Here is a 23,096-nt window from a genome sequence, read left to right as displayed (position 1 = left end):
CGTGATTGCCCTGGATAACCACCGCTCCCCCCCGTCAGATGGCGTTCGACGCGCGCCAGGCGCTTGTTCCCGATCCCGGTCCGAGCATGAATGCGCCGGACCCACCCCGCTGGGCCGGACACGAACATATGATCGCCGCGGGCATCGGCCGCGAAGCCGTCAAAAAACAACTGATTTTCAGCTGTTTTGTGCTGGGTTACTATCGCGGCGGACGACCGGGCACGGCATGAGCGGTGTCCGGCGGCGCACCGCGAACCGGGTATGGTAGCCGCATCGCCGTGTGGCGCGTGTACGTGCCGGCCTCAAGTGCGGCCCACGGCCGCAATGCCGCACGGCGCGAAAACGCCGGTATCCTGCGGGGGTGCGGGTAACGGCCTATCCGGACGGCCATCCTGCCCAGTGACCCGCCTCGCTCCGCGTTGCGGGTGGTATGGATGATCGATGGCAGTCAATGACGCATGCGCATACTCATCGCTGAAGACGATGCCAAGACGGGGCACCTGCTGCGGACGGGGCTGTCCGAAGCCGGGCATGTGGTGGACCTTGCCGCGGACGGTGAGCAGGCCCTGGAATGGCTGTTCAGTGAGGAATACGACGCGGCCATTCTGGATTTGATGCTGCCGCGTCGCGATGGCTGGTCCGTGCTCGCGGCGTTGCGTGATGCGAATGACCATCTGCCGGTGTTGTTGCTGACCGCGCGCGACGAGGTATCGGACCGGGTCCGCGGCCTGGATCTGGGCGCCGACGACTATCTGGTCAAACCCTTTGCCTTCAGCGAACTCGTGGCACGGTTGCGTGCCATTGCGCGGCGCGGCGACCAGATCAAGCCGGAGCGTTTCGTCATCGGCGACCTGGTGGTCGACCCGATACGCCGGCATGCGGCCCGTGCCGACCAGACGCTGCGTTTGACGCCGAAGGAGTTTTCCCTGCTGACCCTGCTCGCGGGCCGGGCCGGCCAGGTGGTCAGTCGGGCCGTGATCGCCGAAAAGATCTGGGAAATGAAGTTCGGCAGTGATCTCGACATGAATGTGATCGACGTGGCGGTGGCGCGTCTTCGTTCCAAAGTGGATGTCCCGTTCACGGATCGTTTGATCCATACCGTGCGCGGCGTGGGGTATCTGCTCGAGTTGCGGCACTGAATGGTGTCGCTGCCGCGATCCATAACGCTGCGACTGAGCCTGTTGTATGCGGCCTCGACCCTGGCCGTATTGTCGGTCTGCGGCGTGGCGCTGTATTTCTATCTCGTTCACAGCTTCAATTACGAAGATAGCCAGTTCCTGATCGCCAAGGTGCACGAGCTGCACGCCGATCTGGCCGACGATGGCCACCGCACCCGGCGGCTGGTCAAGGAGATCCATACCGAGACCGAATCCACCCGCTTTCGAGACTACGAAGCCCGTCTGTTACTCGCGCAGAGCAAAGTGCTTGGGGAAACGCCCGGCATGGCGGCGCATCTGCCCGGAACAGACTTTCCGGCGGCGCAACCGTATCGTCAGTTCACCAACGGGCCGCGAATCGCCCGGGTCAACCGGCGGGGACATTACCTGCTGGCCGCAATCGATCTCGGGGCGAACGCGACCACCGGCCAGCCGGTGATACTACAGCTCGCCATGAACGTCGCCCATGATCGGGCGGTGCTGGCGGACTATCGGAATATGCTGATCGTCGTATTGGCGGTCGGCACGTTATTGGCGGTTTTGTTGAGCATTGTCGCGGCGCGAAAAGGGCTGGCCCCCATGCGGGCGCTGAGCCGTGTCGTGGCGAATCTTTCCATCGAGCAGCCGAATCGAGACGCGCTCAGACAGCAATCGTGGCCACGCGAAATCAGCGGGTTGGCCGACACGCTGGATCGCGTGCTCGATCGCCTGGCCCGTTCGTTCGAGCGGCTGCGCCAGTTTTCGGCCGATGTGGCCCATGAGCTGCGCACCCCGCTCGGCAATTTGCGCAACGAGGCCGAAATCGCCTTGTCGCGTACCCGAGATGAGCAGGATTACCGTCGCACCGTCGAATCCATGCTCGAGGAAACGCTGCGCCTCGAACGCATCGTGGATAGCCTGCTGTTTCTGGCCCGCGCGGAGCAGGATCGGGCGCCGCATCTGCACAAGGCGATCGCGCTCGATGAAATCGCGGCATCGGTGGTCGAATATTATGCGCCGCTGGCCGAACAACAGGGTGTGGCCTTGCATGCACGAGGTGCGGCGCGGGCGCATGGCGACGACGACTTGCTGCGCCGCGCCGTGGCCAATCTGGTGGCCAATGCGATCCGGCATACGCCGGCCGGCGGCCGGATCGTTGTGGAGGTGGTGCCGGGTGAGACCGCTGCCATTCGGGTGATCGACAATGGCAGCGGTATCGCGCCCGAACATCTGCATCGGGTGTTCGACCGCTTCTATCGCGCGGATGAGTCGCGCACGGATTCGATTCAGGGCAGCGGTCTCGGTCTGGCCATCGTCGATTCGATCATGAAACTGCACAACGGCCGCGTATCGATCGAGAGCGATCTGGCGCAGGGCACGACCGTGTCGCTGACCTGGCCGGCGGCTTGATGACGGCGGTGCCGCAGGGAATACAGGCCGTCCCCGGGTGATGGCGTCGCTCCGATCCGGCATCCCATCCTGTTCTGAACCCTGAGGTTCGCTGGGCGGCACGGCACGGGTGCGGCGAACCTGACAAAAATGTTATTGGCATGTCAGGTGAATGACAGGTCGGCTTGTCAGACTGGCCGCCATGTCTATGCTCGCTCGCCCCATGGTTGGGTTCCGCGCGGCGCGTCTTCTGGGCCTGGCGGCACTGTTGTGCTGTGCCCCGGCCTGGAGCGCGCCGCCGGGCACGGTCACTGCACAATCGCGCACGGTCACGCGTGATCTGACGGCCTATGCCGAGGTCGTGCCGATTGCGCAGGCTCGGCTGCAGTCCGCGCAGACCGGGCAGATCGCCGGTTTGAATATCGATCCGGGCCAGCACGTCACCGCCGGCGCGGCGCTCGGCAAATTAAAAGGCCCGGAAATCCAGGCGCTGCTGGAACAGCGGCGCACGGCGGTGGCGACGGCCAAGGCAAAACTGGGGGCGGCCCGGCACACCCTGGCGATCACGCAGAAAAAACGCGCGGCCCACCTGAGCACCCGCCAAGACCTGTATAACGCACAGGCTGCCCTCGCGCAGGCCAGGGCACAGCTGTCCGCCGCCCAGGCCGCGTTCCAGGCCGTCAAGAAAAACGCCGTGCTGCGGGCCCCGGCCACCGGCACGGTGACGGCGGTCGCGGTCGCCAATGGCGAGCGCGTCGCGGCCGGGCAGACAGTGTTGACGGTCCAGCCGACCCATGGCCTGTGGCTGAAGGCCATCTATTACGGCGCGCGCGCCGCGGCCGTGCACGTCGGTATGCAGGGGCAGTTCATGCCGGCCGATGGCGGCAAGCCGATCCCCGTGCGGGTGGCGCGTATTCTCGCCGTGGCCGACGCGGACGGCGGCCGCCCGGTGGGTTTGCGCTCGCCTGCGAAAAACAACCGCTGGATCAGCGGCGAAGCCGGCACGGTCGTGCTGAGTGGCGCCCACGAAACAGGCGTGATGGTACCGACCCGCGCGTTGATCTTGTATCGAACCCACTGGTGGGTGTTGATCAAGACCCCGAAAGGCGATCGACGGCAACGCGTGACGTTAGGTCCCAGCCGCGGCGACGACACTTTGATTACCCGCGGCTTATCCGCCGGTACGCGGGTGGTCGTCGACCACGCCTATCTGACGTTCCATCGTCATTTCTCACAGCACTATCAGAAGCCCGGCTGAATGAGTCCGCTGATGTCGTCAATCCGGCGCGTGCTCGCGCGGCCTTTGCCGTGGGTATTGTTGTTCGGCGCGCTGATCGTCTACGGCGTCTATGCCTGGCTGCATATTCCGGTCGAGGTGTTGCCCCGTTTCGACTATCCGCAGATCAGCATCATCACCCGCGATCCCGGCGCCACCGCGCAGGAATTGGAGGCCCAGATCACGCGACCGATCGAAGGCCAGATTCTGGCCTTGCACCATCTGGCGAGCCTGCGTTCGAGAATGGGCCACGGGGAAGTCCAGACCACCGTGCGCTTTACCGCCGACACCCATCCGCAACAGGATCTGCAAGCCGTATATAGCGCGATCGACCGCGTTCGCGGCCAGCTGCCCGCCGCTGCACATCCGTACGCGGAACTCATGGGCAACGCCATCAACGAAGTCGCCGACTACGCGGCACAGATTCCGGCCGGCGTGGCGCCGGTGGCGGTACAACGCGCCATCCGGGCGAGCATCGAGCCGGCCCTGCGGGCACTGCCCGGCGTCCAGCGCGTCGAGGTCTACGGAACCGGGCACGACGCGCTATGGGTCCAGCCCGATCTCCCGGCAATGCATCATTACGGGGTCCCGGTGACGGCCCTGACTGCGGCCTTGAAACAGCACGTCCTGCTGCGCTCGGGCGGGTATATCCACGCCGGCCACCAGCACGTGCTGATCGAGGCGCGCAACCTGCCGCGCCATGCGGCGGCGCTGCGGCAGATACCGGTCCAGACCCGGCACGGTCCGGTGGCCTTGCACGATCTGGCGCATGTCGAGCGTGCCCCCGAGCCGACCCGGAACGCGATCAAGCTGGATGGTCGGGCGAGTATCGCACTCACCGTGTTCAAACAACCCGGTGCTTCCACCCAGCCCGTCGACCGGGCGGTGCAAGCCAAGCTGAAACAGACGCTCGGGCAACTCCCGCACGGCGTGCACTGGGTGCGCATCTACAATCAGGGCCATCTCGTGGGCCTGATCGGTTCGGATCTGGGCCGGAACCTGGTCATCGGCGCAGCGCTGGCGATCCTGGTGCTGTTCTGGATCCTGGGCGCTGGACGCGGCATCTGGGCGCTGGCGCTGAGTATCCCGTTGTCGCTGCTGCTGGGCATCGCCGGGCTCTATGCGTTCGGCGAAAGCCTGAACCTGTTGACACTGGGCGCGCTGTCAGTGGCTGTGGGTCTGTTGGCCGATGACGGGATTATCGTGCTGGAGGCGATCTATCATCGCTGGGAAGCCGGTGATTCCCACTGGGCGGGCATACGCCAGGGGCTGGCCGATATCGCCAGTCCCGATATCAGCGGCAGCCTGACCACGGTCTCCGTGTTCCTGCCGCTGCTGTTCGTCGGCGGCCTGGCGGGCTTGTTCTTCATTCCGTTCGCGCTGGCCATGGCGCTGGCAATTGGCGCCTCACTGTTCATTTCCCTGACCGTGATTCCGCTCGGGCTGGGCTTCATTGGGGCCCGCCCGCGGATGCGGCCGACCGCGGCGGCCCGTGCGCTCGACCGCCTGCAAGGCCTCAACGAACGGCTGTTCGGTCGGGTCACCCGCTTCCCGCGCGCGAGCCTGGCGGGCTGTGTCGCCCTGTTGCTCATCAGCGCCGCCGGCCTGGTGTTGGTGTCGGTCAATTTCCTGCCGCTGCCCAACGAAGGGGACATGCTCATCGGTTTTTCCTTGCCGCCGGGCACCAGCCTGCATCAGACCGAGGCCGCAGTGGACACCATTACCCAGCGCCTGCGCGCCGATCCGGCCGTGGCGCATACCTATGCGCGAATCGGATCGGCGTCGGCCACGGCCTATACCGAGCCGGGATACGCGGGTGAAATCCAAACGGTACTCAAGCCGGGCATCGGCGTGAACAGCCTCAACCAACTCGGTCAGCGTCTGCTCAAGGAGGGCCGGATCCCGGGCGTCGAGATGGCGATCGACACGCCCACCATCGAACGTCTCGGTGAAAGCCTGTCGGGTTTGCCGCAACCGTTTGTTCTGCGCGTGTTCGGCCACGACATCAGCAAGCTGCGCTCGCTGTCGAAGAAAATCGGGGCACGACTGCGCCACGTACCGAGCCTGACTTCCATTTTCAATAACGACAGCTACCCCATCCCGCAGCTGCAACTCAAGCCCAAACCCGGCGCGATGACTGCCTACGGCCTGACCCCGAGCACCCTCTATGCCCAGATCGATCCCCTGCTGACCGGCGACACGGTCGCCCAGATTCCCGACGGCAATGTGCCCCTTGATCTCTACGTCCGACTGGCGCAAGCCCCGGATCTCTCGTTAGCGGGCCTGCGGCAATTGCCGATCCATACCCGCCACGGCTGGACCCCGCTCGGCCAGCTCGCCCAACTCAAGCTGATCAATGCGCCCAACCAACTGCGCCATGTCGACGGCGCCCGGGCGCTGGATATTCTCGCCACGCCGACCGGGTCGCTCGGCAGCGCGGTCTCGGGCGCCAGAAAAGCGATCCAGGGCCTGCATCTACCGCCGGGTTATCGCATCGGCTTCGGCGGGCTGTATCCCAAACTCATGCACGCGGCGATCGGCATCGGCATCGCAGCGATCGCCGCATTCGTGCTCATGGTCGGGATCCTGATCATCCAGTTCGACGGGCTGCTGGCACCCGGATTGCTGTTACTGCAGATCCCGCTGGCATTCACAGGCGGCGTACTGGCGCTGGTGCTCAGCGGCGTCGGCCTGAACGCGACCGGGCTGGTGGCGTTTCTGGCCCTGCTCGGTTTGAGCCTGAATCACGGCATCGTCTTGCTGTTTCGAATACGACGGAACGAAGCGGCCGGGCAGCCGGTGGCGGAGGCCGTGCGTGAGGCAGTGCGGGTGCGTTTTCGGCCGATCGTGTTGACCACGCTGACTGCCGTGCTCGGCATGTTGCCAACCGCACTCGGCTGGGGGCAGGGCGCCGCACCCGAGCAAGGCCTGGCCATCGTGATTCTTGGCGGCATGATCTGGAGCGCGCTGCTGACGACCAATCTCATTCCGGCGCTGTATCTGTCTCGACGACAAAAGCAGGCAGCCTGAAGCAGGGATGCCCGGGGAACGGCAAAATGACTTTCGTTCGCCGGGGGCGAGGCCGTTCACCCAGGCCTGCCGGGTCCAGTCTATTGCAACGACCATGAGGCCGGTGTTTTTGTTGACCGGCGTAGCCATCAGATAGTGCCGTAGGCAGACGCGTCGAGGCGTTGCCGTGCCGGTAGGCTTCAGGGCGGCGTTAACCGCCGAAATCACAGGTACCGCATGTCGCATATCACGTCGATGATCAGCCAATACGGGCCTTGGGCCGTATTCGTGATCGTACTGGTCGAGGATTTCGGTATTCTGCTGGCGCCCGGCGAAACCGCGCTGGTCTCGGCGGCATTGCTGGCCTCGCAGGGCAAGCTGTCGATTGTCGGGTTACTGCTCGCGGCCTGGGCCGGCGCGGTTCTGGGCGACAACATCGGATATGCGGTCGGCCGTCTCGGTGGCCGCAGGCTCGTGCTGCGGCATGGCGCGCGGGTCGGTATCACCGAGCAACGGTTGGCCCGTGTCGAGCGTTTCTTTGCACGTTACGGTCGAGCGATCGTGGTTTTCGCACGGTTCGTGTTCGGCCTGCGACAGCTCAACGGCATCGTCGCGGGTGTGGGCTCGATGCCGGCGCCGATGTTTACCCTCTATAACGCCATCGGCGCCGCGTTATGGGTCGGCGTCTGGGGCTTCGGCGTGTACTGGTTCGGCAAGCAGTTTCGGCATTTCATCGATGCCGCCGGGCCGATCGCGCTCTATGTCGCGGCCGGTCTTGGTGTTCTCGGGGCTGCGGGCTATCTGTATTGGCGCTTTAAGCGTCCCGCCAGTCGAGGTTAGCGTGCGTTCGCACCCAACGACATGCCGAATCGCGGCATGTGGGATGTCGATGCAGGCCGCTTGTGCCAGCGTTGCCCGGGGCCCGCGGGTACTCGTGTGCTCTTTTAAACGGCCGGCGATCGGCTGCAACCAACCGGGTTATCATTTGTTGTCACGATCCTATCCCGGGGATAGGATATTGGCATGAACAAGCACGAATCCCATCCGCAGATCATCAATCGCCTGAAACGCGCCCAGGGCCATCTGGGCCGTGTGGTCAAAATGCTCGAGGCAGAGCAGGGCTGTCTGGAGATCGCCCAGCAATTGAGCGCCGTGGAGAACGCGATCACGAATGCCAAGCGCACGCTGGTACACGATCACATCGATCATTGCTTCGACATCGAGCTGTTCGAAAAGGACCGCGAGCAGGCACGCGTGCTCATGGACGAATTCAAGTCGATCACGAAATATCTATGAGTAAGCCCTCGATCAAGGCCGTGCGGGATTGGCTCGGCTTCGGCGTGAGCGATGACGCGGCCCATCCCCATCACGGGCATCATGCGCATGACGGCGCCGGCCATGGCCACACGCATGGCGTGGTCGATCCGAGCCTGGCCGCGACCGAGCGCGGGATCTGGGCGATCAAGTGGTCGTTCGTCATTCTGGCCGTGACGGCGCTGGGTCAGTTGGTGATCGCGCTGTGGTCCGGCAGCGTGGCGCTATTGGCCGACACCATTCACAACGTCGGCGATGCGGCCACCGCGATTCCGTTGTGGGTCGCCTTCCGCCTGGCCCGCTGGCCGACCACGCGGCGCTTCAGCTACGGCTATGGCCGGGTCGAGGATCTGGCCGGCGTCGTGGTGGTGCTGATCATTCTGTTCAGCGCGCTGGTCGCGGGTTACGAGGCCATCAACCGTTTTGTGCATCCGCAGCCGATCGCGCAGCTCGGCTGGGTGGCGCTGGCTGGCCTGCTTGGTTTTGCCGGCAACGAGATCGTGGCGGTGTTCCGTATCCGCGTGGGTCGGCAGATGAACAGCGCGGCCCTGATCGCCGACGGCTATCACGCGCGTACCGACGGGCTGACCAGCCTGGCGGTCGTGGTCGGGGCCCTGGGTGTATGGCTGGGTTTCCCGCTGGCCGATCCCGTCATCGGCCTGCTGATCACGATCGCCATCTTCGGCATCGTCTGGCAATCCGCGCGTGCCGTGTTCACCCGTTTACTGGACGGCGTCGAGCCGCGGCTGATCGACGAGATCCACCATGCGGCCGAGCATGTCGAAGAGGTACAGGGCGTAACGGATGTGCGCGCGCGCTGGCTGGGCCACGAGCTGGCAGTCGGGCTGACGATCCGGCTCGATGGCGCGCTGTCGGTGGCCGAGACGGATCGTATCGTCGCGGCGGTGCGGCGCGCGCTGGCCGATCATCTGCCGACTCTGCATTCGACGCGCATCGAAATCGGCGCATGAGTATCGCTGCGGCCGATCCCTGATCGATTCGTCGAACAGCGCAATGTTCGCCGTTCGTCCGGCACGCCTCGGCCACTTACATCCTGCGCAAAATAGAACGGTTACGTAAACAAATCTCGGTTACACGACAGTACGAATTCCTTACTACGCTAAAGAGGGAACGCTTCTGCCTATGATCTCCTACATGCACGCCATAATTCTCGGTTTACTCCAGGGTTTTTCAGAGCTGTTCCCGATTTCAAGTCTCGGCCATACAGTGCTACTGCCTGCCGTCCTCAACTGGCATATCGATCGTTCGTCGAACGCCTTTGTCGCATTTGTCGTTTTGACTCATTTTGCGACCGCGCTCGTTCTTCTCGGCTTCTTCTGGCGTGACTGGCTGGCTATTATCGCAGGCATCGTTCGGGTGCTGGCCAAGCGCGAGATTGGCATCAACGACACCTATGGCCGCCTGGGCTGGCTCCTGATCGTGAGCACTGTTCCGGCTGGTCTTCTGGGTTTGCTGCTCGAGCACAAACTACAGGCCCTGTTCGGTGAAGCGACGGTCGTCGCTGTGGCACTGGCCTGCAACGGCGCGGTGCTCTACGGGGTTGAGCAAATGCGCAATCGGCAGGTGAAGGAAGGGCCGCATGACGATACCAGGCTTGCCGCCCTGTCATGGACCCAGGCGGTCGTCATCGGGCTGGCGCAATGTTTCGCGCTCATTCCCGGATTCTCGCGTACCGGACTTTCGATGACCGGTGCACTTCTTACCGGTCTTTCGCATGAAAACGCGGTGCGCTATTCCTTCCTGCTTGCAACCCCCATTATTTTTGCCGCAGCGGTCTTGAAACTTCCCGACCTTTTTACCCGTGGCCTCACCGGCCTGGGACCGGCCGCGGTCGGGGGTATTTGCGCCGCCGTTACGGCCTATTTTTCTGTCCGCTTCCTTGTCAAATATTTCGAGACGAGAACGCTGACCCCATTTGCGATCTATTGCATGGTGGCGGGGCTCGCGGCTTTCGTATTTTTATTGAATTGAATCCAGGGCAGCCCGCGATTCAAGGGGTGGAGCGGCGCAGCTTTCACGGACCTCAACCGGAGGAGACCGGTCTTTGTTGACAACTTTCGCAGTAGATACGCTTTGAATGACCGCTGTTGGCGTGAGCCTTGATCTGTGAATAAGTTGCTCATCCAAGCCTGCCGCCCAGAAACTGACGGGTGACGAAGTCGGCTCGTTAGGGTTGACCCCGCGTGCCCTGCGCGGCCGCTATCCACAAGGAATCGAAGGATCGATCGTGATGAACGCAGTCAGTGCGCATCGTAACCGCTTGACCGCCCGCCAGTTCGTGCTCGCCTTCGGCCTGGTCAGCATGCTCGCGGACATGGTCTACGAAGGTGCGCGCAGTGTGACCGGGCCGTATCTGGCCACGTTCGGCGCCTCGGCGATGACGGTGGGCCTGATTACTGGCCTGGGTGAAGCGGTCGCGCTGGTGTTGCGGCTGGCCAGCGGCCCGCTATCGGATCGTACGCAGCGCTACTGGACGCTCTCGATCGCCGGTTATGCCATCACGCTGGTCGCGGTGCCGGTGCTCGCGATCGCGTCCACGCTCGCCCAGGCCGGCGCGCTGGTCGTCGGCGAGCGTTTCGGCAAGGCCGTGCGCACGCCGGCGCGCGATACCATGCTGGCGGCCGCGAGCCATGCCTCGTTCGGGCGCGGCCTGGCGTTTGCCGTGCATGAAGCCATGGACCAGTCCGGGGCCTTCGTCGGGCCGTTGCTGGTGGCCGGCATGATCGTGCTGTCGGGTTATCGCGCGGGCTTTGCGGTGCTCGCCGTGCCCGGCGTGCTCGCGCTGCTCACGCTGATCTGGCTGCGCCGCCGTGTGCCGACGCCCGTGGATTACGATGCCGGCCACGACGCCAGTGCTACGTCCGCCCCAGCGGCGAATGCCAGCGGTCTGTCGCGCGCGTTCTGGCTGTATACCGCCTTCACGGCGGTGGCGATGCTGGGTTTTTCGACCTTCGCCGTGCTCGCCTATCACGACCAGGTCGCCGGGGTGATCGCACCGGCGCTGATTCCGGTCACCTATGCCGTGGCCATGGCCGCCGCGGCGCTGGCCGCCCTGGGCTCCGGCTGGCTGTACGATCGTGTGGGCCTGCGTGCACTGATGGTCGCGCTGCCCCTGGCTGGCCTGGTGCCAATGTTCGCATTCACCGACTTCGCCCCGGCCATATGGATCGGTGCGGCGCTGTGGGGCGCGGCCATGGGCATCCACGAATCGACCTTGCGCGCCGCGGTGGCCGATCTGGCGCCGAGCGCGCGGCGGGGCACGGCCTATGGCCTGTTCACCGCGGCCTACGGTATCGCGTGGCTCGGCGGCTCGACCATCATCGGCGCGCTCTACGGCCTGTCGTGGGTCGCGGTGATCGCGTTCGTGGTCGCCACCCAGCTGGCCGCATTCGGACTGTTGCTGATTTTATTGCGCGAGCGGGGAGGTTAGACGCCGGGGGCGTCCCAGACGACATCGGGGCGGCCTCAAGGGTCGGGTAACAGCGTCGTATTCGCGTGCTCCCGCGAACACGCCGGCCCGATCGGGCGGTGCCGCAATACGTGTGGGAGCGGTCGTGGTTGCTCACAACACGCGCCCGGTCGCAATATCGATGGCCGTTGTGACGTCACTTACATAGACCTTGCCATCGCCCGGATGCCCGGCGCCGGTGCGTGCGGCCGCCAACACGATCTCGACTACGGCGTCGGCTTGTGCATCCGGCACGTCGATTTCCAGTTTCACCATATCGACCGTCCGGATGTCGTTGCCGCCAGCGCGATGGCCGACCTCCTTCAATGCCACCACAGCGATGCCGGGCCGCGCCGGAACCTCGGCCAGGGCGTCGATTACAGGATCGGTACGGTGGGCACGAATGTAGGCCTTGATTTCTTTCATGGTGGTCTCTCCTTTGTCTATCGCATGAAAAGGCGACCCACGGACATCGCCTGAGGGGTAACAGAGCCGGATGCCCGCGGGTCGAATGGCGGCGGCGCCGGTGCGAACGGCGCCGCCGGTGACACCTTGGTAGAAGGGGCGCTACCAAGGCGCCTCGCCTGAACGCCTGCCGGAACAGGGCGGTGCATTTGCGTTACAGGCCACGGGGCTGATATGTTTTGACCTGTCAAGGGTTGATTCGACTCTCATTTTTGGCAAGCGCGTTGGGTCAGGACAGGGACGGGCAGATTGCGACGGTGGATCCTGCTGAGATGCGTGGATTGGTTACCGACCGGACTTCACTGCGTCGCGGAGCTGGCCTCTGTCTAGGAGCAGGGGTTATCGGCTGGGAATGCCTCTTGGGGCTGATTCCGATCAGCCGACGCCGGTATAGCCCGGGCGAGGGTTCTCCACACCGGCCCGATCCTGCCCTGACTCAACGCGCCTGATGACCTCCTGTATCTGGGTTCGATGGATGATGGACAATCGCGGGGTGTTGTCGCCCGTCAGCCGGCGGCGTGTCCGTGGCGGGGCATCTCGTGACAAACGATGTCCCAGATGAAGCCGACCAACTCGCGGGCGACCGCGACAGTGACCTGTTTGGTGTTCTTGCCCGCGTGCAGCAGGCTGCGATAGCGGCCGCACAGGCGCTTCTGTGCTCGCCAGGCAATGGCTTTGGCCGGTTCGGAGGCGTGTTGCGCCTTGCGCTTGAGATGCATCGTCTGGCGCGCGGGGAACCGATAGCTCCAGGCGGATTCCACCAGCATGCGGCGCGCATGCGTGTTGCCGCACTTGGTGATCCCGCCCTGGCGCCGCCGGGTCCCGGTCGAGTGTTCACTCGGCACCAGGCCCAGATACCCCATCAGTTGCCGGGGCGAGTCGAACCGGCTGATATCGCCGAGTTCGGCGAGCAGCACCATTGCCGCTACGGTGTCGACGCCGCGCAAGGCCTTGAGCGATTGCACCACCGGCGCCAGCGACCACTGCGGCAGCACGCGTTCCAGCTGCGCGGTCAGGTCCGCCACGCGCTGCGTGGCGGCCCGGGCGGCATCGATGTATTCCTGCAGGACCACCTGTTGCCAGTCGTGCGCAAAGCGTAGCGACTCCAGCCAGTGGTAATGGCTTTTCGTCCAGCGGGTCTTGTTCGATGGCCAGGCATGACCATGACGCAGCACAAAGGCGCCCAGTTGCTGGCGGGCCTTGCGTTCCTGGGCCTTGAGATCGGCCCGCGCGCGGGTGAGATCGCGCATCGCCTCCTGCTCGGCATCGGGCACCCACACCGCGGTCAGATCGCCGCTGCGCAGCGTGGCGGCCAACTTGAGGGCATCGCGCCGATCCGTCTTGATCCGCTCGCCGGGCTTGCGCGGAATCAGCGACGGCGCCACCACTTGGCAATCATGGCCCAGACCCAGGAGCTGACGATACAGTGCGTACCCACACGGCCCGGCCTCGTAGCAAAACAACATCACCTGCCCATCGAAGGCCGTGGTCAGACGGTCGACGAGCTTGACGATCGTCTTGGGCTTGTTCGCCACCTCACCCCAGCTGACCGGCGTACTGCGCCCGGCCGGCGCGACCGCTACGGCGATCGTGTCCTTGTGCACGTCCAGACCGACGTAAACGCCGTATTCGGCGACGGTCGACGACCGCTGTTCCAGCACGGCCTGCGCGATCCGGGTCTCATTGGCTCCCATGCTAATCTCGTTCATGACCTGCCCTCCTCAATGTGGCTCTGTGTCAGGGTCTTTAGCCCGTCCCCAACATAACCCACGCAGTGTTGAGGACGGGCAGGTCAAAACATGATGTCTAGACGTCGATGTCCCGACGCGGCTCGGCGAACCAGCGATACACCGCCGGGAGCACGAGCAACGTCAACAAGGTCGACGTGATCAACCCGCCGACGACGACCGCCGCCAACGGGCGCTGCACGTTGGCGCCGATGCCGTTGGCCAGCAGCAGCGGAACGAGGCCGAGAATGGCGACGGTCGCCGTCATCAGAACCGGCCTGAGCCGATGCTCGGCGCCTACACGCACGGCTTCGTCGACCGACATGCCCTGCTCGCGTAACTGGTTGATATACGAGACCAGCACCACCCCGTTGAGTACGGCGACACCGAATACGGCGATGAAGCCGACGGCGCCGGCCACCGACAGATACAGTCCGGAGGCCCAGAGCGCGAATATCCCGCCGGTAATCGCGAACGGCACGTTGAGATAGATCAGTGCGGCATAGCGCAGGCTGGAAAAGGCGATGAACAGCAACAGGAAGATCAGCGCCATGGTGATCGGCACCACGACATACAGTCGGGCCATCGCCCGCCGCTGATTCTCGAACTGGCCGCCGTATTCCACGAAATAACCGGGCGGCAGTTCGACGTCGCTGGCCACGCGCTTCTGGATATCGCGCACCACACCGCCCATGTCGCGTCCGCGCACGTTGAGTTGCACGAACAGGCGCCGGCTGGCCTTGGCCCGCGAGATCTTCTTCGGCCCGCGGTAGACCTCGACGTCGGCTACGCGGGATAGCGGGATCAAGGCGCCCTGCGAGGTGCGGAAGGTCAGGTCGCGGATGGCGTCGACCCGGTTACGGGCCGTCTCATCGAAGCGCAGAAAGATGTCGAACCGTCGGATGTTTTCGAACACCTGGCCGACGGCGGCACCGCCGATGCCGGTCTCGACCACACCCAGGACCTCGTCGAGCGGAATGCCATGGCGTGCCAGCGCGGCGCGATCGGGGCGGACCACGATCTGTGGCTTGCCACCTTGTTGCTGAACCCGTACGTCGGCTGCCCCGGGTACCGCGCGCGCAATCGCCGCGATCTTTCGGCCGGTGTCGGCCAGCCTGGTCAGATCGTCACCGTAGATGCTCACCACGACCTGGGCGAGTACGCCGGAGAGCAACTCGTCGGTGCGCAGCTGGATCGGCTGCGAGAAGTTGTTGGCCAGACCCGGCAACGACTCGCCCACGCGCTCGGCCATCGCCGTCTGAAGCTGTTCGTAGTCGCGGCCGCTCGCCCAGGCATCCAGGGGTTTGAGATTGACCAGCGAGGCAATGACGTTGACCGGCTCCGGGTCGCCGCCGACTTCGGCACGCCCGACCCGTGAATACACACCCCGGACTTCCGGGAACTCGCGCATCACGGTTTGCACGCGTCTGGCGTATTCCCTGGCCTTGTCCAGGCTGGCGCCCGGCGGGAGGGTCGAGCGCACCATGAACGTGCCCTCGCGCAGCGTCGGGATGAACTCGGTACCCAGCGTCGGGAAGATCGCCAGGCTGGACAGGAACAGCACGATTGCCGCCCCCAGCACGGCGACCGGCGCCTTGATCGCCGCATCGCGAATCGGTCGGTAGCCGGCTTTGAGCCAGCCCACGAGCCGGGGTTCGCCGTGTGCGCTGCGTCTCCTGAACAACAATGACGCCATCACCGGAACGAAGGTCAGCGCCATGACCAGCGCGCCGGCCAGCGCGAACGAGATGGTGTAGGCCATCGGCGAGAACAGCTTGCCTTCGGTCCCCTGCAAGGTGAACAGTGGGGTGAAGACCAGCACGATGATCGCGATGGCGAAGGTGATGGGCTGGGCGACTTCGGCGGCGGCTTCGCCGACCAGGCGCATGTGCGATACGTCTTCCTCCGCCCGTTCCTCCATGTGCCGGAAGATGTTTTCGATCATGACGACCGAGCCGTCGACCATCATGCCGATGCCGATCGCCAGGCCCCCGAGGCTCATCAGGTTGGCCGAGAGACCGACATAATCCATGGCAATGAACGCGATCAGGGCCGACAAGGGCAGACTCGCGATCACGATCAGGGTCGAGCGCAGATTGCCGAGGAACAGGTAAAGCAGCACCAACACCAGAAGCGAGCCTTCCAGCAGGGCGTTCTCGACCGTTGTCGAGGCCTTGTCGATCAGGCTGGCCTGGGAATAGTAGGGCTTGGCCCGCATGCCTTCGGGCAAGGCCGCGTTGATCGTGTCTATCCTGGCCTTGACGTTGTCGAGCAGGGCCTGCGTGTTGCGACCGATCAGCTTGAGAACGAAACCGCCGACCGCTTCCTTGCCGTCGGCGATCAGGGTGCCGCGCCGGATGGCCGGGCCGAAACCTATCTCGGCGATGTCATCGAGATACACGGGGGTTCCATTGTTTTCGGTCACCTGAATCTCGCGCAGATCCGCAAGCCCCTTTTCGCCGGGGTCGACCCAGCCATAGCCGCGGATGATGTATTCCTCGCCGCCGCGGTTGATGAACGAGCCGCCGACGTTGCGGTTGTTCTCGGCGATGGCGCGACGCACGTCGGCCACGGTGATATTGCGAGCCGACAGGGCGTTGGGGTCGAGGGCGACCTGATACTGCTTTTCATAACCGCCGATCGACAGCACGCCGGTCACGCCGGGCACCGTGCGCAGCTGGGGCTTCACGATCCAATCCTGGGCGGTGCGCAGGGCGGTCGGCGAGTGCTGGCCGCGGTCGGTGTTTTCGACGGTATACATCATCACCCGGCCGAGCCCGCTGGTGATGGGACCGAGTTGGGGCTCGCCGAGGCCCTTCGGAATCTGCTGTCGTGCCTTGGCCAGACGTTCCATGACCAGCCGACGGGCGAAATAGATATCGGTGCCGTCCTCGAAGTAGACGTTGACCCGGGACAGTCCGAAGATCGAGGTGCTCTGTACCCGTTCCAGTCCGGGCAGGCCGTACATCGAGATCGAGACCGGATACGACACCTGGGTCTCGACATCGACCGGCGACAGCCCCGGGCTCGACGTATAGATCTGCACCATCGGGGGTGTGACGTCGGGGTAGGAGTCGATCGGGACGTTCTGAAATGAATAGACACCGGCCAGGGCCAGGGCTGCGATCGCCACGAGGGTGAGCACCCGGTTGGCCAGCGCCTGTCTTACGAATCGAGCAATCATGTCGATCTCCCGATCAGTGGCCGTGGGCGGCGCTGCGCGAGCCGCTGGTCAGCACCGACATCAGGTCGAAGGCACCGGCGGTGACCACCGGATCGCCCGGATCGATCCCCTGACGAATCTCCACCCGGCCGTTGTTTTCGTCGCCGGTGGTCACGGCCACGGCCCGAAAATGACCGGACTCGTCGCCGGGAACAAAAACCACCGGCTGATCCCTGTCGAGGGTCTGCACCGCGTCGGCGGGCACCAGTGCGTAGTCTTTTTCGCTTGCGGTCTGTACGGTCGCGGTGCCGAACATGCCGTCGCTGAGCCGCCCGTCCGCGTTGCTCACGACGGCGCGCACCGTCAGCGTGCGCGCGTCGTGATCGAGCGCCCGGGAGACCCAATCGGTCTTGCCCGCGAACCGGCGATTGGGTAACGCCCGCACGCGGAGCGTGACCGGCAGCCCCGGGCGCATGCGTGCGGCGTTATTTTCGGCGACGTGCAGCATGACCCACATTCGCGACGAATCGACGATCTGAAACGGGGTCTCGCTGGACGCGACGGTCTGGCCGGTGACCACATCACGACGCTGAACCGTGCCGGCAATCGGCGCGGTGAGCGCGAACCGTGATAGCGGCGTGTCGTCGTCGCCGGGATCGATGGCTTCGATCTGGGCCGCGGTCAGCCCATAGAGCTTCAATTCAGCGCGCGCTGCGTGTCGCGAGGCGCGCGCGGACTGATACCTGGCACGGGATGCGTCCAGTGCGGCCTGGCTGATAATCCGGTCGCCGGCCAGATCGCGCTTGCGTCGATAGGCCGCCCGCGTGTTTCTGTAATGCGCGGTCGCTGTCAGATAACGGGCCTTCGCCTTGCCGAGCGCCACGCTGTCGAGCATCGCCAGGGTGTCGCCGACCTCGACCCGATCGCCGAGATCGGCTTCGACCGCGACGACCTTCGACTCCAGCCGCGGCCCGACCCGGGCCACCCGGTCGGCATCGAAACGGACGTTGGCCGGGGCTTTGACGGTATCCGCCGCCGCCCCGCCGGGAACCGCGGTGACGCGAATGGACAGCGGCTCGAGTTGCGCCGGTGTCAGGTGGACTTCGCGTGGTGTCGATTGATGTTTTTTGTCGTGGCCGGTTCCATGGCGACCGGAGCCCTTGGGCGCGGAAGTCGCGGTTTGCTGGGGTTGGTCGGTCGTCTTGCCGGCGGACTGGGAGGCGTCGCAGCCGCTCGCGACCCATAGGGTCGCCAGCAAAACGCCGAGCGTTGCGCGGGAATGATTGAATGCAGGCATGGGTTAGTTTCCTTCGCGCGTGTGGCCGGCCGAGACGGCGATCAGGCCCCCGGTCGCGCGTTCGAGATCGGTCATGGCGTCGATCAGGGCATCGAGGGCCGACAGGTATTCAGTGCGCACGGCGATCAGGTTGTTCTGGGCCGTGGTAATGGCGGGCGCACCCACTTCACCGGCCTGGAACGCGCGTCGGGTCAGATCGACCGATTGCCGGGCGGCATCGAATACGGCGCGGTCGAGCGCCTTGACCTGACGGCGCGCCGAGCGATAGTCCGATAGCGACCGCACAACCTGGAGCCGGACCTCGCGCCGCAGGTTCTCCTGCTCGAGCCGGGCCTGATCGAGTTCGGCGGCGGCCTGTTTTCGCTCGCCTTCATAGCGATGGAGAATCGGCAGTTCGAACGACACGCCACCGCCGGCGATCGTCGCGCCGTTGCCATTCGGCCCCCGGCCGTTGCCGCCGTTTTCCTCGCGATAGAAGCCGAACACGGTGAGGTTGGGAATGATCTGACGATCAGCCAGTTTCAGGCGTTGGCGTGCCGCCGCGACGCGTCCGGCCGCGGCGGCCAGATCCGAGCGTTGACGAACGGCACGCTCGAGCAGGGCGGCGCGATCCGGCACCTGCAGCGGGTCGAGATCCAGCCTGCCCTTCACTTGAAGACGGCGGCGCGGATCGATGCCCAGCAGTTCGTCCAGGGCCAGACGTGCCCGCTGCAGCCGATTCTTTGCCCGGGCCTGCAGGGCCGTGGCGCGGCTTACCCCGAGCTGAGCCGCATTGAGCTCGAGCTGGGTCCCGGCCCCGGCGGCCATCCGCCGCTGCGCATAATCGTAGAGTTCGCGGTTGGCCTGCACGATCCGGCGTGCCGTCGCGACCGCCTTGTCGGCCACCAGCACCGACAGGAAGGCGGCACGCACGCGCGCCGTCGTGGCCGACACCAGATAGCGGTACTGGTCCCGGGCCGCGGCGAGCTCGCGATCGGCCGCCGCGGCGCGCAGCCCGCCCTGGCCGGCGACCCAGAACGCCTGGCTGAGTTGCACATTCAGGTCGGTCCCGGAACCGGCCGGGGTCGAGCGCTGGCCGGCGCCGACTTCGAGCCGCGGGTTGGAGGGGACCGCGACATCGGCGTGAATCGCCTGACCGGTCAATTGCTCTACGCGAATTTTGGCAGCGCGCAGCGTCGGGTTGTAATCGCCGGCCCAGTCCAGGGCGGCGTCGAGCGTCAGGGGTTGGGGGATCTCGGTGACCGCCGTTGCCGGGGCCATGAACCCGCCCAGCCCGAGGCCGAGCGCACAGGCGCCCAGCCGCAAGCGTATTGCAGACATGCGTGAATCCTCATCGCGAAAAAAAGAAAAGCGAGGGGATTCAGGCTATGGGCGGGGTTATCAGGGGGTCGGGGCGCGGGCCGGCGTAATGCGGGCGCGGGGCGCGATTGAGCATGCCGCGCACCGACGCAACGGCCGCATTCAGGGACGGGATGATGCCGAGGAAATGCAACTCGCCGTGGCCGCAGTGATCGGTCAGATCGTCGCCAGCGGCATCGGCCGTGGGCGTCGCCGCATCGACCGTCTCGCCATCGGCTTGCACGATCGAGTGATCGGCGCCCGCGAAGCTCGCGGCCTGGGCATGAAGCGACCAACCCAGCGCGTTGCAAAAAAGGCAAAGCGCCAGCAAGCCCTGCAGGAGGGCCGAAAATTTGGCTGGGTTACGCGACATGCGATTTATTCGAGCATGTGAATTCGTCAAGCGCAACCGCGAATACCCGCGTGTTGTCGACGAACGGGACAGCGACGTTCCCGCTCAGGCGTCGCGCTAGGCGCAAAGGGCATTGGCAACGGCTTCGTTCCCGGCGCATTCGGCATTGCGCGTATCCGCCCGCGTGGCTTGACCGTCGGCGCCAACGCGCGATTAAGCCACGGCCCCGATGGCCCGGTTGACCGCCGCAATTTTCGGGGAACCGAACGGCGTACTTGCATCAGTTAATGCGAATCATTACCATTCAATCTGTTTTCCGCACGCCGAGGCTTGGTGCTTCCCATGCACGCTTTTAACAACCGCGCTGTTTTCGCGATTCTGGTGGTCCTGCTGGTCGGGCTGCCGACCGTTGGTTTGGCCAAGGACGCCGATTATCGACTGGCGATTATCAAGCAGGGGTTTCAGCCGCAGGCACTCAGCATACCCGCGGGTAAACGGGTCAAGGTCCTGGTGCACAACAAGCTGGTGCGGCCGGCCGAATTCGAAAGCTACGACTTCACGGTGGAAAAGGTTGTCCCCGGCGGCACCACCGTGCCGGTTTACATCGGTCCGCTGAAAAAGGGCCGCTATAAGTTCTTCAACGACTTCGCCCAGAACATGCAGGGCAAGCTGAGGGTTCGCTGACCGTGTTTTCAGGAGCAGCCATGTTTCCGACCGCCATTATCGTTTTTCGTGAGGTGCTGGAAGCCGCACTCGTGGTGTCCATCGTGCTCGCCGCGGCCAAGGGTGTGGCCGGGCGCGGTCGCTGGGTTTCGCTGGGCGTGTTGCTCGGCATCGGCGGGGCCTGTCTGGTGGCTGCGTTCGCCGGCACGATTGCCGGCGCCGTACAGGGCCGGGGGCAGGAATTCCTCAACGCGGGCATTCTGCTCGTCGCGGTGGCGATGCTGGGCTGGCACAACGTCTGGATGACCAAACACGGCCGGGAACTCGCGCAGCATATGAAGGCCGTCGGCCATGATGTGGCCAGTGGCCGAAAGCCGCTGTACATGCTCATGGTCGTGGTCATGGTTGCGGTGCTGCGCGAAGGCTCCGAAACCGTGCTGTTCACCTACGGAATCTACGCCAGCGGCGTGCAGGTGCTGCCCATGCTTTCCGGCGGCGCCCTGGGTGTGCTGTTCGGGGTCGTGGCGGGCGCTCTGCTTTACAACGGCTTGCTGCGTATTCCGACGCGCTATCTGTTCAGCGTCACCAGCTGGATGATCCTGTTGCTGGCGGCCGGGATGGCGGCCGATGCCGCGGGTTTCCTGACCCAGGCGGGCGTGCTGCCGACGCTGGGCAACTCGCTATGGAATACCTCCGGACTGCTGTCCGAGCAATCGCTGGCCGGCCGTGTGCTGCATATTCTGATCGGCTATACCCAGCGGCCCTCGGGCATGCAACTGCTGTTCTATCTCGCCGCTCTGGCTCTGATCGGCGGGGCGATGTGGCGGGTTAACCGGCGTCGCGGGCGCCCCCGCGCCGCCAGGCAACAGGCCACGACCTGAGTTGGCGCGGAGTTGATGACCATGACCAATGCACAGGGACGGCTACAGCAGATACCCATTCGCGTCGACAGTCCGGCCGGCAGCCGTCGCCAGCCCCATCAAGGCCCCTGGGCGCGGCGTGTGGAAGCGGTTGTCAGCCGTCATCGCAATCTGCTCGATTTCGTGCATGCGGGCATGTTCATCGGCTTTCTGGCGCTGATGCTGGTGCCCTTGTTCCTGCCGCTGCCGGCCGAAGGCGCGACTTTTTACAACAACTTCACGCTGTTCGCGAATTTCGTGATCTGGGGTCTCTGGTTCCCGCTGGTCTTCGTATCCGTGATCTTCACCGGTCGCAGCTGGTGCGGCGTGCTCTGTCCGCTGGGGGCCAGTTCGGAATGGGCCAACCGGGTCGGACTGAAGCGGCCGATACCGGCCTGGGTGCGCTGGCGCGGCACGCCGATCGTTAGTTTTGTGGTCATTACGGTGCTGGCTCAGACGGTCGGCGCCCGCGACTATGCGCTCGGTATCGCCGAGGTGTTCGGGCTGACCTTTGTCTGTGCGATCCTGCTGGGGCTCGTCTATGGCCGGGGCGCGCACAAGCGTGCCTGGTGTCGGCATATGTGCCCGATCGGCCTGATGCTCGGCGTGTTCTCACGACTGGGTGCCGTCCAGTTCGCGCCCAAGCGGCCGCGCGGGCAGGACGATGCTTATGCCGAACGCGGCATTTGTCCCACCATGATCGATATCAACCGCAAGGCCGAGTCGCGCCACTGTATCGAGTGTTTTCGCTGCGTGAATCCGAAGGCGCGCGGCGGGTTGAAACTGCTGTTCCGGCGGCCCGGGACCGAAGTCGCCAATATTCGCCAATATAACCCAAACGCCGCCGAGATCTGGTTCCTGTTCGTGGCGACCGGGCTCTCCCTGGGCGGCTTCCTCTGGCTGGTGCTGCCGCAGTATCAATGGCTGCGCCAGGCGGTTGGCAGCTGGGCCATCGACCACGGCAGGTACTGGATCGGTACGTCGGGCCCGGCCTGGCTCATGGCCGTGCATCCGGCCGCGCATGAAGTATTCACTTGGCTCGATTTCTTCATGATCGTGGGTTTCATGCTTGGCTGCGCCGCGGGGTTCGGCATCGCGCTCACCCTGATTACGGCTGCCTCGAGCTGGCTCGCGGGGCGGCTGGGCGCTGATCTTCACCTGCGCGGACGGCTGGTCGAACTCGCGTATGCGTATATGCCGGTTGCGATGCTGTCGCTGGTCATCGGCCTGGGCGGGAAGCTGTTCGACGCTCTGGCGCTCACTGGATTGCCGGGCGAGGCGATTGCCGGGATCAAGGCGGCACTGTTCGCGCTTAGCGTGTTGTGGAGCCTGCAGTTGGGCTTTCGCCTGCTCGGTCAGCAGAAGCTGGCCGGTGTGCGCCGCATGGTGGCGCTGGCGCCGATGCTGGCCGGCATCGCGCTGGTCGGGGTCGCCTGGAGCCCCGCGCTGTTCGGTTACTGAGCGTGTGTCGATACGCAGATGGGAAAAATCAGACCCAGGGTATTTATTAACCCGGCACAAAAATAGAGGATTTTTCGGGTTAATAGCGCGCGTATGCGACCGCATGCTCGCCGCGGCCATTGGCCGCGAAGCCTTTGA

Annotated in this window: 18 protein-coding genes and 1 pseudogene; 14 read left to right on the top strand and 5 right to left on the bottom strand. The window is 64.8% G+C overall.

From position 1 onward, the window contains the following. The first annotated feature begins 38 nt into the window (after positions 1-38). From ACS8Y6_RS16320 to ACS8Y6_RS16275, 10 genes and pseudogenes are all read left to right on the top strand, one after another. Complete coding sequence (locus ACS8Y6_RS16320) at positions 39-230, top strand: hypothetical protein (protein WP_440856029.1); 192 nt, start codon at positions 39-41, stop codon at positions 228-230. 228 nt (positions 231-458) lie between these two features. Further along, entirely contained in the window at positions 459-1,139 is a 681-nt protein-coding gene (locus ACS8Y6_RS16315; protein ID WP_440849088.1) for a response regulator, read from the top strand. Then, entirely contained in the window at positions 1,140-2,546 is a 1,407-nt protein-coding gene (locus tag ACS8Y6_RS16310) for a heavy metal sensor histidine kinase (RefSeq protein ID WP_440856028.1), read from the top strand. 181 nt (positions 2,547-2,727) lie between these two features. Then, complete coding sequence (locus tag ACS8Y6_RS16305; RefSeq protein WP_440856027.1) at positions 2,728-3,783, top strand: efflux RND transporter periplasmic adaptor subunit; 1,056 nt, start codon at positions 2,728-2,730, stop codon at positions 3,781-3,783. After that, entirely contained in the window at positions 3,784-6,831 is a 3,048-nt protein-coding gene (locus ACS8Y6_RS16300) for an efflux RND transporter permease subunit (protein WP_440856026.1), read from the top strand. A gap of 216 nt (positions 6,832-7,047) precedes the next feature. Continuing rightward, a complete protein-coding gene (locus tag ACS8Y6_RS16295; protein WP_440856025.1) occupies positions 7,048-7,650 on the top strand; it encodes a DedA family protein in 603 nt (200 codons plus the stop codon). Positions 7,651-7,833: 183 nt separating this feature from the next. Further along, the gene (locus ACS8Y6_RS16290) at positions 7,834-8,106 is read left to right on the top strand and encodes a metal-sensing transcriptional repressor (RefSeq protein ID WP_440856024.1); all 273 of its coding nucleotides are present in this window, start codon (positions 7,834-7,836) and stop codon (positions 8,104-8,106) included. Next, a pseudogene (locus ACS8Y6_RS16285) lies at positions 8,103-9,083 on the top strand (cation diffusion facilitator family transporter); the annotation flags it as partial. The gene ACS8Y6_RS16290 and the pseudogene ACS8Y6_RS16285, both read left to right, overlap by 4 nt. A 184-nt stretch (positions 9,084-9,267) precedes the next feature. Continuing rightward, positions 9,268-10,116 (top strand): undecaprenyl-diphosphate phosphatase, encoded by an 849-nt coding sequence (locus tag ACS8Y6_RS16280; protein ID WP_440856023.1) that lies wholly within the window; start codon positions 9,268-9,270, stop codon positions 10,114-10,116. A gap of 259 nt (positions 10,117-10,375) precedes the next feature. Then, on the top strand, positions 10,376-11,575 hold the full coding sequence (locus ACS8Y6_RS16275; protein WP_440856022.1) for an MFS transporter: 1,200 nt from the start codon (positions 10,376-10,378) through the stop codon (positions 11,573-11,575). Between the two features lie 132 nt (positions 11,576-11,707). On the opposite strand, the gene ACS8Y6_RS16270 is transcribed toward ACS8Y6_RS16275, so the two are convergent. From ACS8Y6_RS16270 to ACS8Y6_RS16250, 5 genes are all read right to left on the bottom strand, one after another. After that, on the bottom strand, positions 11,708-12,019 hold the full coding sequence (locus ACS8Y6_RS16270; protein WP_440856021.1) for a P-II family nitrogen regulator: 312 nt from the start codon (positions 12,017-12,019) through the stop codon (positions 11,708-11,710). Between the two features lie 545 nt (positions 12,020-12,564). After that, positions 12,565-13,767 carry an IS110 family transposase gene (locus ACS8Y6_RS16265; protein ID WP_440856020.1) on the bottom strand — a complete coding sequence of 401 codons (1,203 nt, stop codon included), beginning with the start codon at positions 13,765-13,767 and terminating at the stop codon, positions 12,565-12,567. A 97-nt stretch (positions 13,768-13,864) separates the two neighbouring features. Then, a complete protein-coding gene (locus ACS8Y6_RS16260) occupies positions 13,865-16,969 on the bottom strand; it encodes an efflux RND transporter permease subunit (RefSeq protein WP_440856019.1) in 3,105 nt (1,034 codons plus the stop codon). Positions 16,970-16,982: 13 nt separating this feature from the next. Beyond that, positions 16,983-18,245 (bottom strand): efflux RND transporter periplasmic adaptor subunit, encoded by a 1,263-nt coding sequence (locus ACS8Y6_RS16255; RefSeq protein ID WP_440856018.1) that lies wholly within the window; start codon positions 18,243-18,245, stop codon positions 16,983-16,985. A gap of 3 nt (positions 18,246-18,248) precedes the next feature. Further along, the gene (locus ACS8Y6_RS16250; RefSeq protein ID WP_440856017.1) at positions 18,249-19,565 is read right to left on the bottom strand and encodes a TolC family protein; all 1,317 of its coding nucleotides are present in this window, start codon (positions 19,563-19,565) and stop codon (positions 18,249-18,251) included. Between ACS8Y6_RS16250 and ACS8Y6_RS16245 the strand changes: the two genes are divergently transcribed. The 4 genes from ACS8Y6_RS16245 (at position 19,564) to ACS8Y6_RS16230 (ending at position 22,958) form a co-directional block, all read left to right on the top strand. Then, positions 19,564-19,977, top strand: coding sequence for a hypothetical protein (locus ACS8Y6_RS16245; RefSeq protein WP_440856016.1), 414 nt, complete (start codon positions 19,564-19,566; stop codon positions 19,975-19,977). The two genes, ACS8Y6_RS16250 and ACS8Y6_RS16245, sit on opposite strands and share 2 nt — an antisense overlap. Positions 19,978-20,268: 291 nt before the next feature. Further along, complete coding sequence (locus ACS8Y6_RS16240; protein WP_440856047.1) at positions 20,269-20,619, top strand: cupredoxin domain-containing protein; 351 nt, start codon at positions 20,269-20,271, stop codon at positions 20,617-20,619. Between the two features lie 20 nt (positions 20,620-20,639). Continuing rightward, complete coding sequence (locus ACS8Y6_RS16235) at positions 20,640-21,479, top strand: FTR1 family iron permease (protein ID WP_440856015.1); 840 nt, start codon at positions 20,640-20,642, stop codon at positions 21,477-21,479. Positions 21,480-21,500: 21 nt separating this feature from the next. After that, positions 21,501-22,958, top strand: a complete 1,458-nt coding sequence (locus tag ACS8Y6_RS16230) for a 4Fe-4S binding protein (protein WP_440856014.1) — start codon at positions 21,501-21,503, stop codon at positions 22,956-22,958. Positions 22,959-23,096 lie beyond the last annotated feature (138 nt).

This window comes from Salinisphaera sp. RV14 (assembly GCF_052044135.1).
GTDB lineage: Bacteria > Pseudomonadota > Gammaproteobacteria > Nevskiales > Salinisphaeraceae > Salinisphaera.
Note: the sequence above shows the minus strand (reverse complement) of the source record. Positions and strands in the feature narration are given on the sequence as shown.

What these genes read in the sequence shown, in the direction of transcription:
- ACS8Y6_RS16320 (WP_440856029.1), top strand. Translation starts at nt 39, where the DNA reads ATGGCGTTCGACGCGCGCCAGGCGCTTGTTCCCGATCCCGGTCCGAGC.
- ACS8Y6_RS16315 (WP_440849088.1), top strand. Translation starts at nt 459, where the DNA reads ATGCGCATACTCATCGCTGAAGACGATGCCAAGACGGGGCACCTGCTG.
- ACS8Y6_RS16310 (WP_440856028.1), top strand. Translation starts at nt 1,140, where the DNA reads ATGGTGTCGCTGCCGCGATCCATAACGCTGCGACTGAGCCTGTTGTAT.
- ACS8Y6_RS16305 (WP_440856027.1), top strand. Translation starts at nt 2,728, where the DNA reads ATGTCTATGCTCGCTCGCCCCATGGTTGGGTTCCGCGCGGCGCGTCTT.
- ACS8Y6_RS16300 (WP_440856026.1), top strand. Translation starts at nt 3,784, where the DNA reads ATGAGTCCGCTGATGTCGTCAATCCGGCGCGTGCTCGCGCGGCCTTTG.
- ACS8Y6_RS16295 (WP_440856025.1), top strand. Translation starts at nt 7,048, where the DNA reads ATGTCGCATATCACGTCGATGATCAGCCAATACGGGCCTTGGGCCGTA.
- ACS8Y6_RS16290 (WP_440856024.1), top strand. Translation starts at nt 7,834, where the DNA reads ATGAACAAGCACGAATCCCATCCGCAGATCATCAATCGCCTGAAACGC.
- ACS8Y6_RS16280 (WP_440856023.1), top strand. Translation starts at nt 9,268, where the DNA reads ATGATCTCCTACATGCACGCCATAATTCTCGGTTTACTCCAGGGTTTT.
- ACS8Y6_RS16275 (WP_440856022.1), top strand. Translation starts at nt 10,376, where the DNA reads ATGAACGCAGTCAGTGCGCATCGTAACCGCTTGACCGCCCGCCAGTTC.
- ACS8Y6_RS16270 (WP_440856021.1), bottom strand. Translation starts at nt 12,019, where the DNA reads ATGAAAGAAATCAAGGCCTACATTCGTGCCCACCGTACCGATCCTGTA.
- ACS8Y6_RS16265 (WP_440856020.1), bottom strand. Translation starts at nt 13,767, where the DNA reads ATGAACGAGATTAGCATGGGAGCCAATGAGACCCGGATCGCGCAGGCC.
- ACS8Y6_RS16260 (WP_440856019.1), bottom strand. Translation starts at nt 16,969, where the DNA reads ATGATTGCTCGATTCGTAAGACAGGCGCTGGCCAACCGGGTGCTCACC.
- ACS8Y6_RS16255 (WP_440856018.1), bottom strand. Translation starts at nt 18,245, where the DNA reads ATGCCTGCATTCAATCATTCCCGCGCAACGCTCGGCGTTTTGCTGGCG.
- ACS8Y6_RS16245 (WP_440856016.1), top strand. Translation starts at nt 19,564, where the DNA reads ATGCGTGAATCCTCATCGCGAAAAAAAGAAAAGCGAGGGGATTCAGGC.
- ACS8Y6_RS16250 (WP_440856017.1), bottom strand. Translation starts at nt 19,565, where the DNA reads ATGTCTGCAATACGCTTGCGGCTGGGCGCCTGTGCGCTCGGCCTCGGG.
- ACS8Y6_RS16235 (WP_440856015.1), top strand. Translation starts at nt 20,640, where the DNA reads ATGTTTCCGACCGCCATTATCGTTTTTCGTGAGGTGCTGGAAGCCGCA.
- ACS8Y6_RS16230 (WP_440856014.1), top strand. Translation starts at nt 21,501, where the DNA reads ATGACCAATGCACAGGGACGGCTACAGCAGATACCCATTCGCGTCGAC.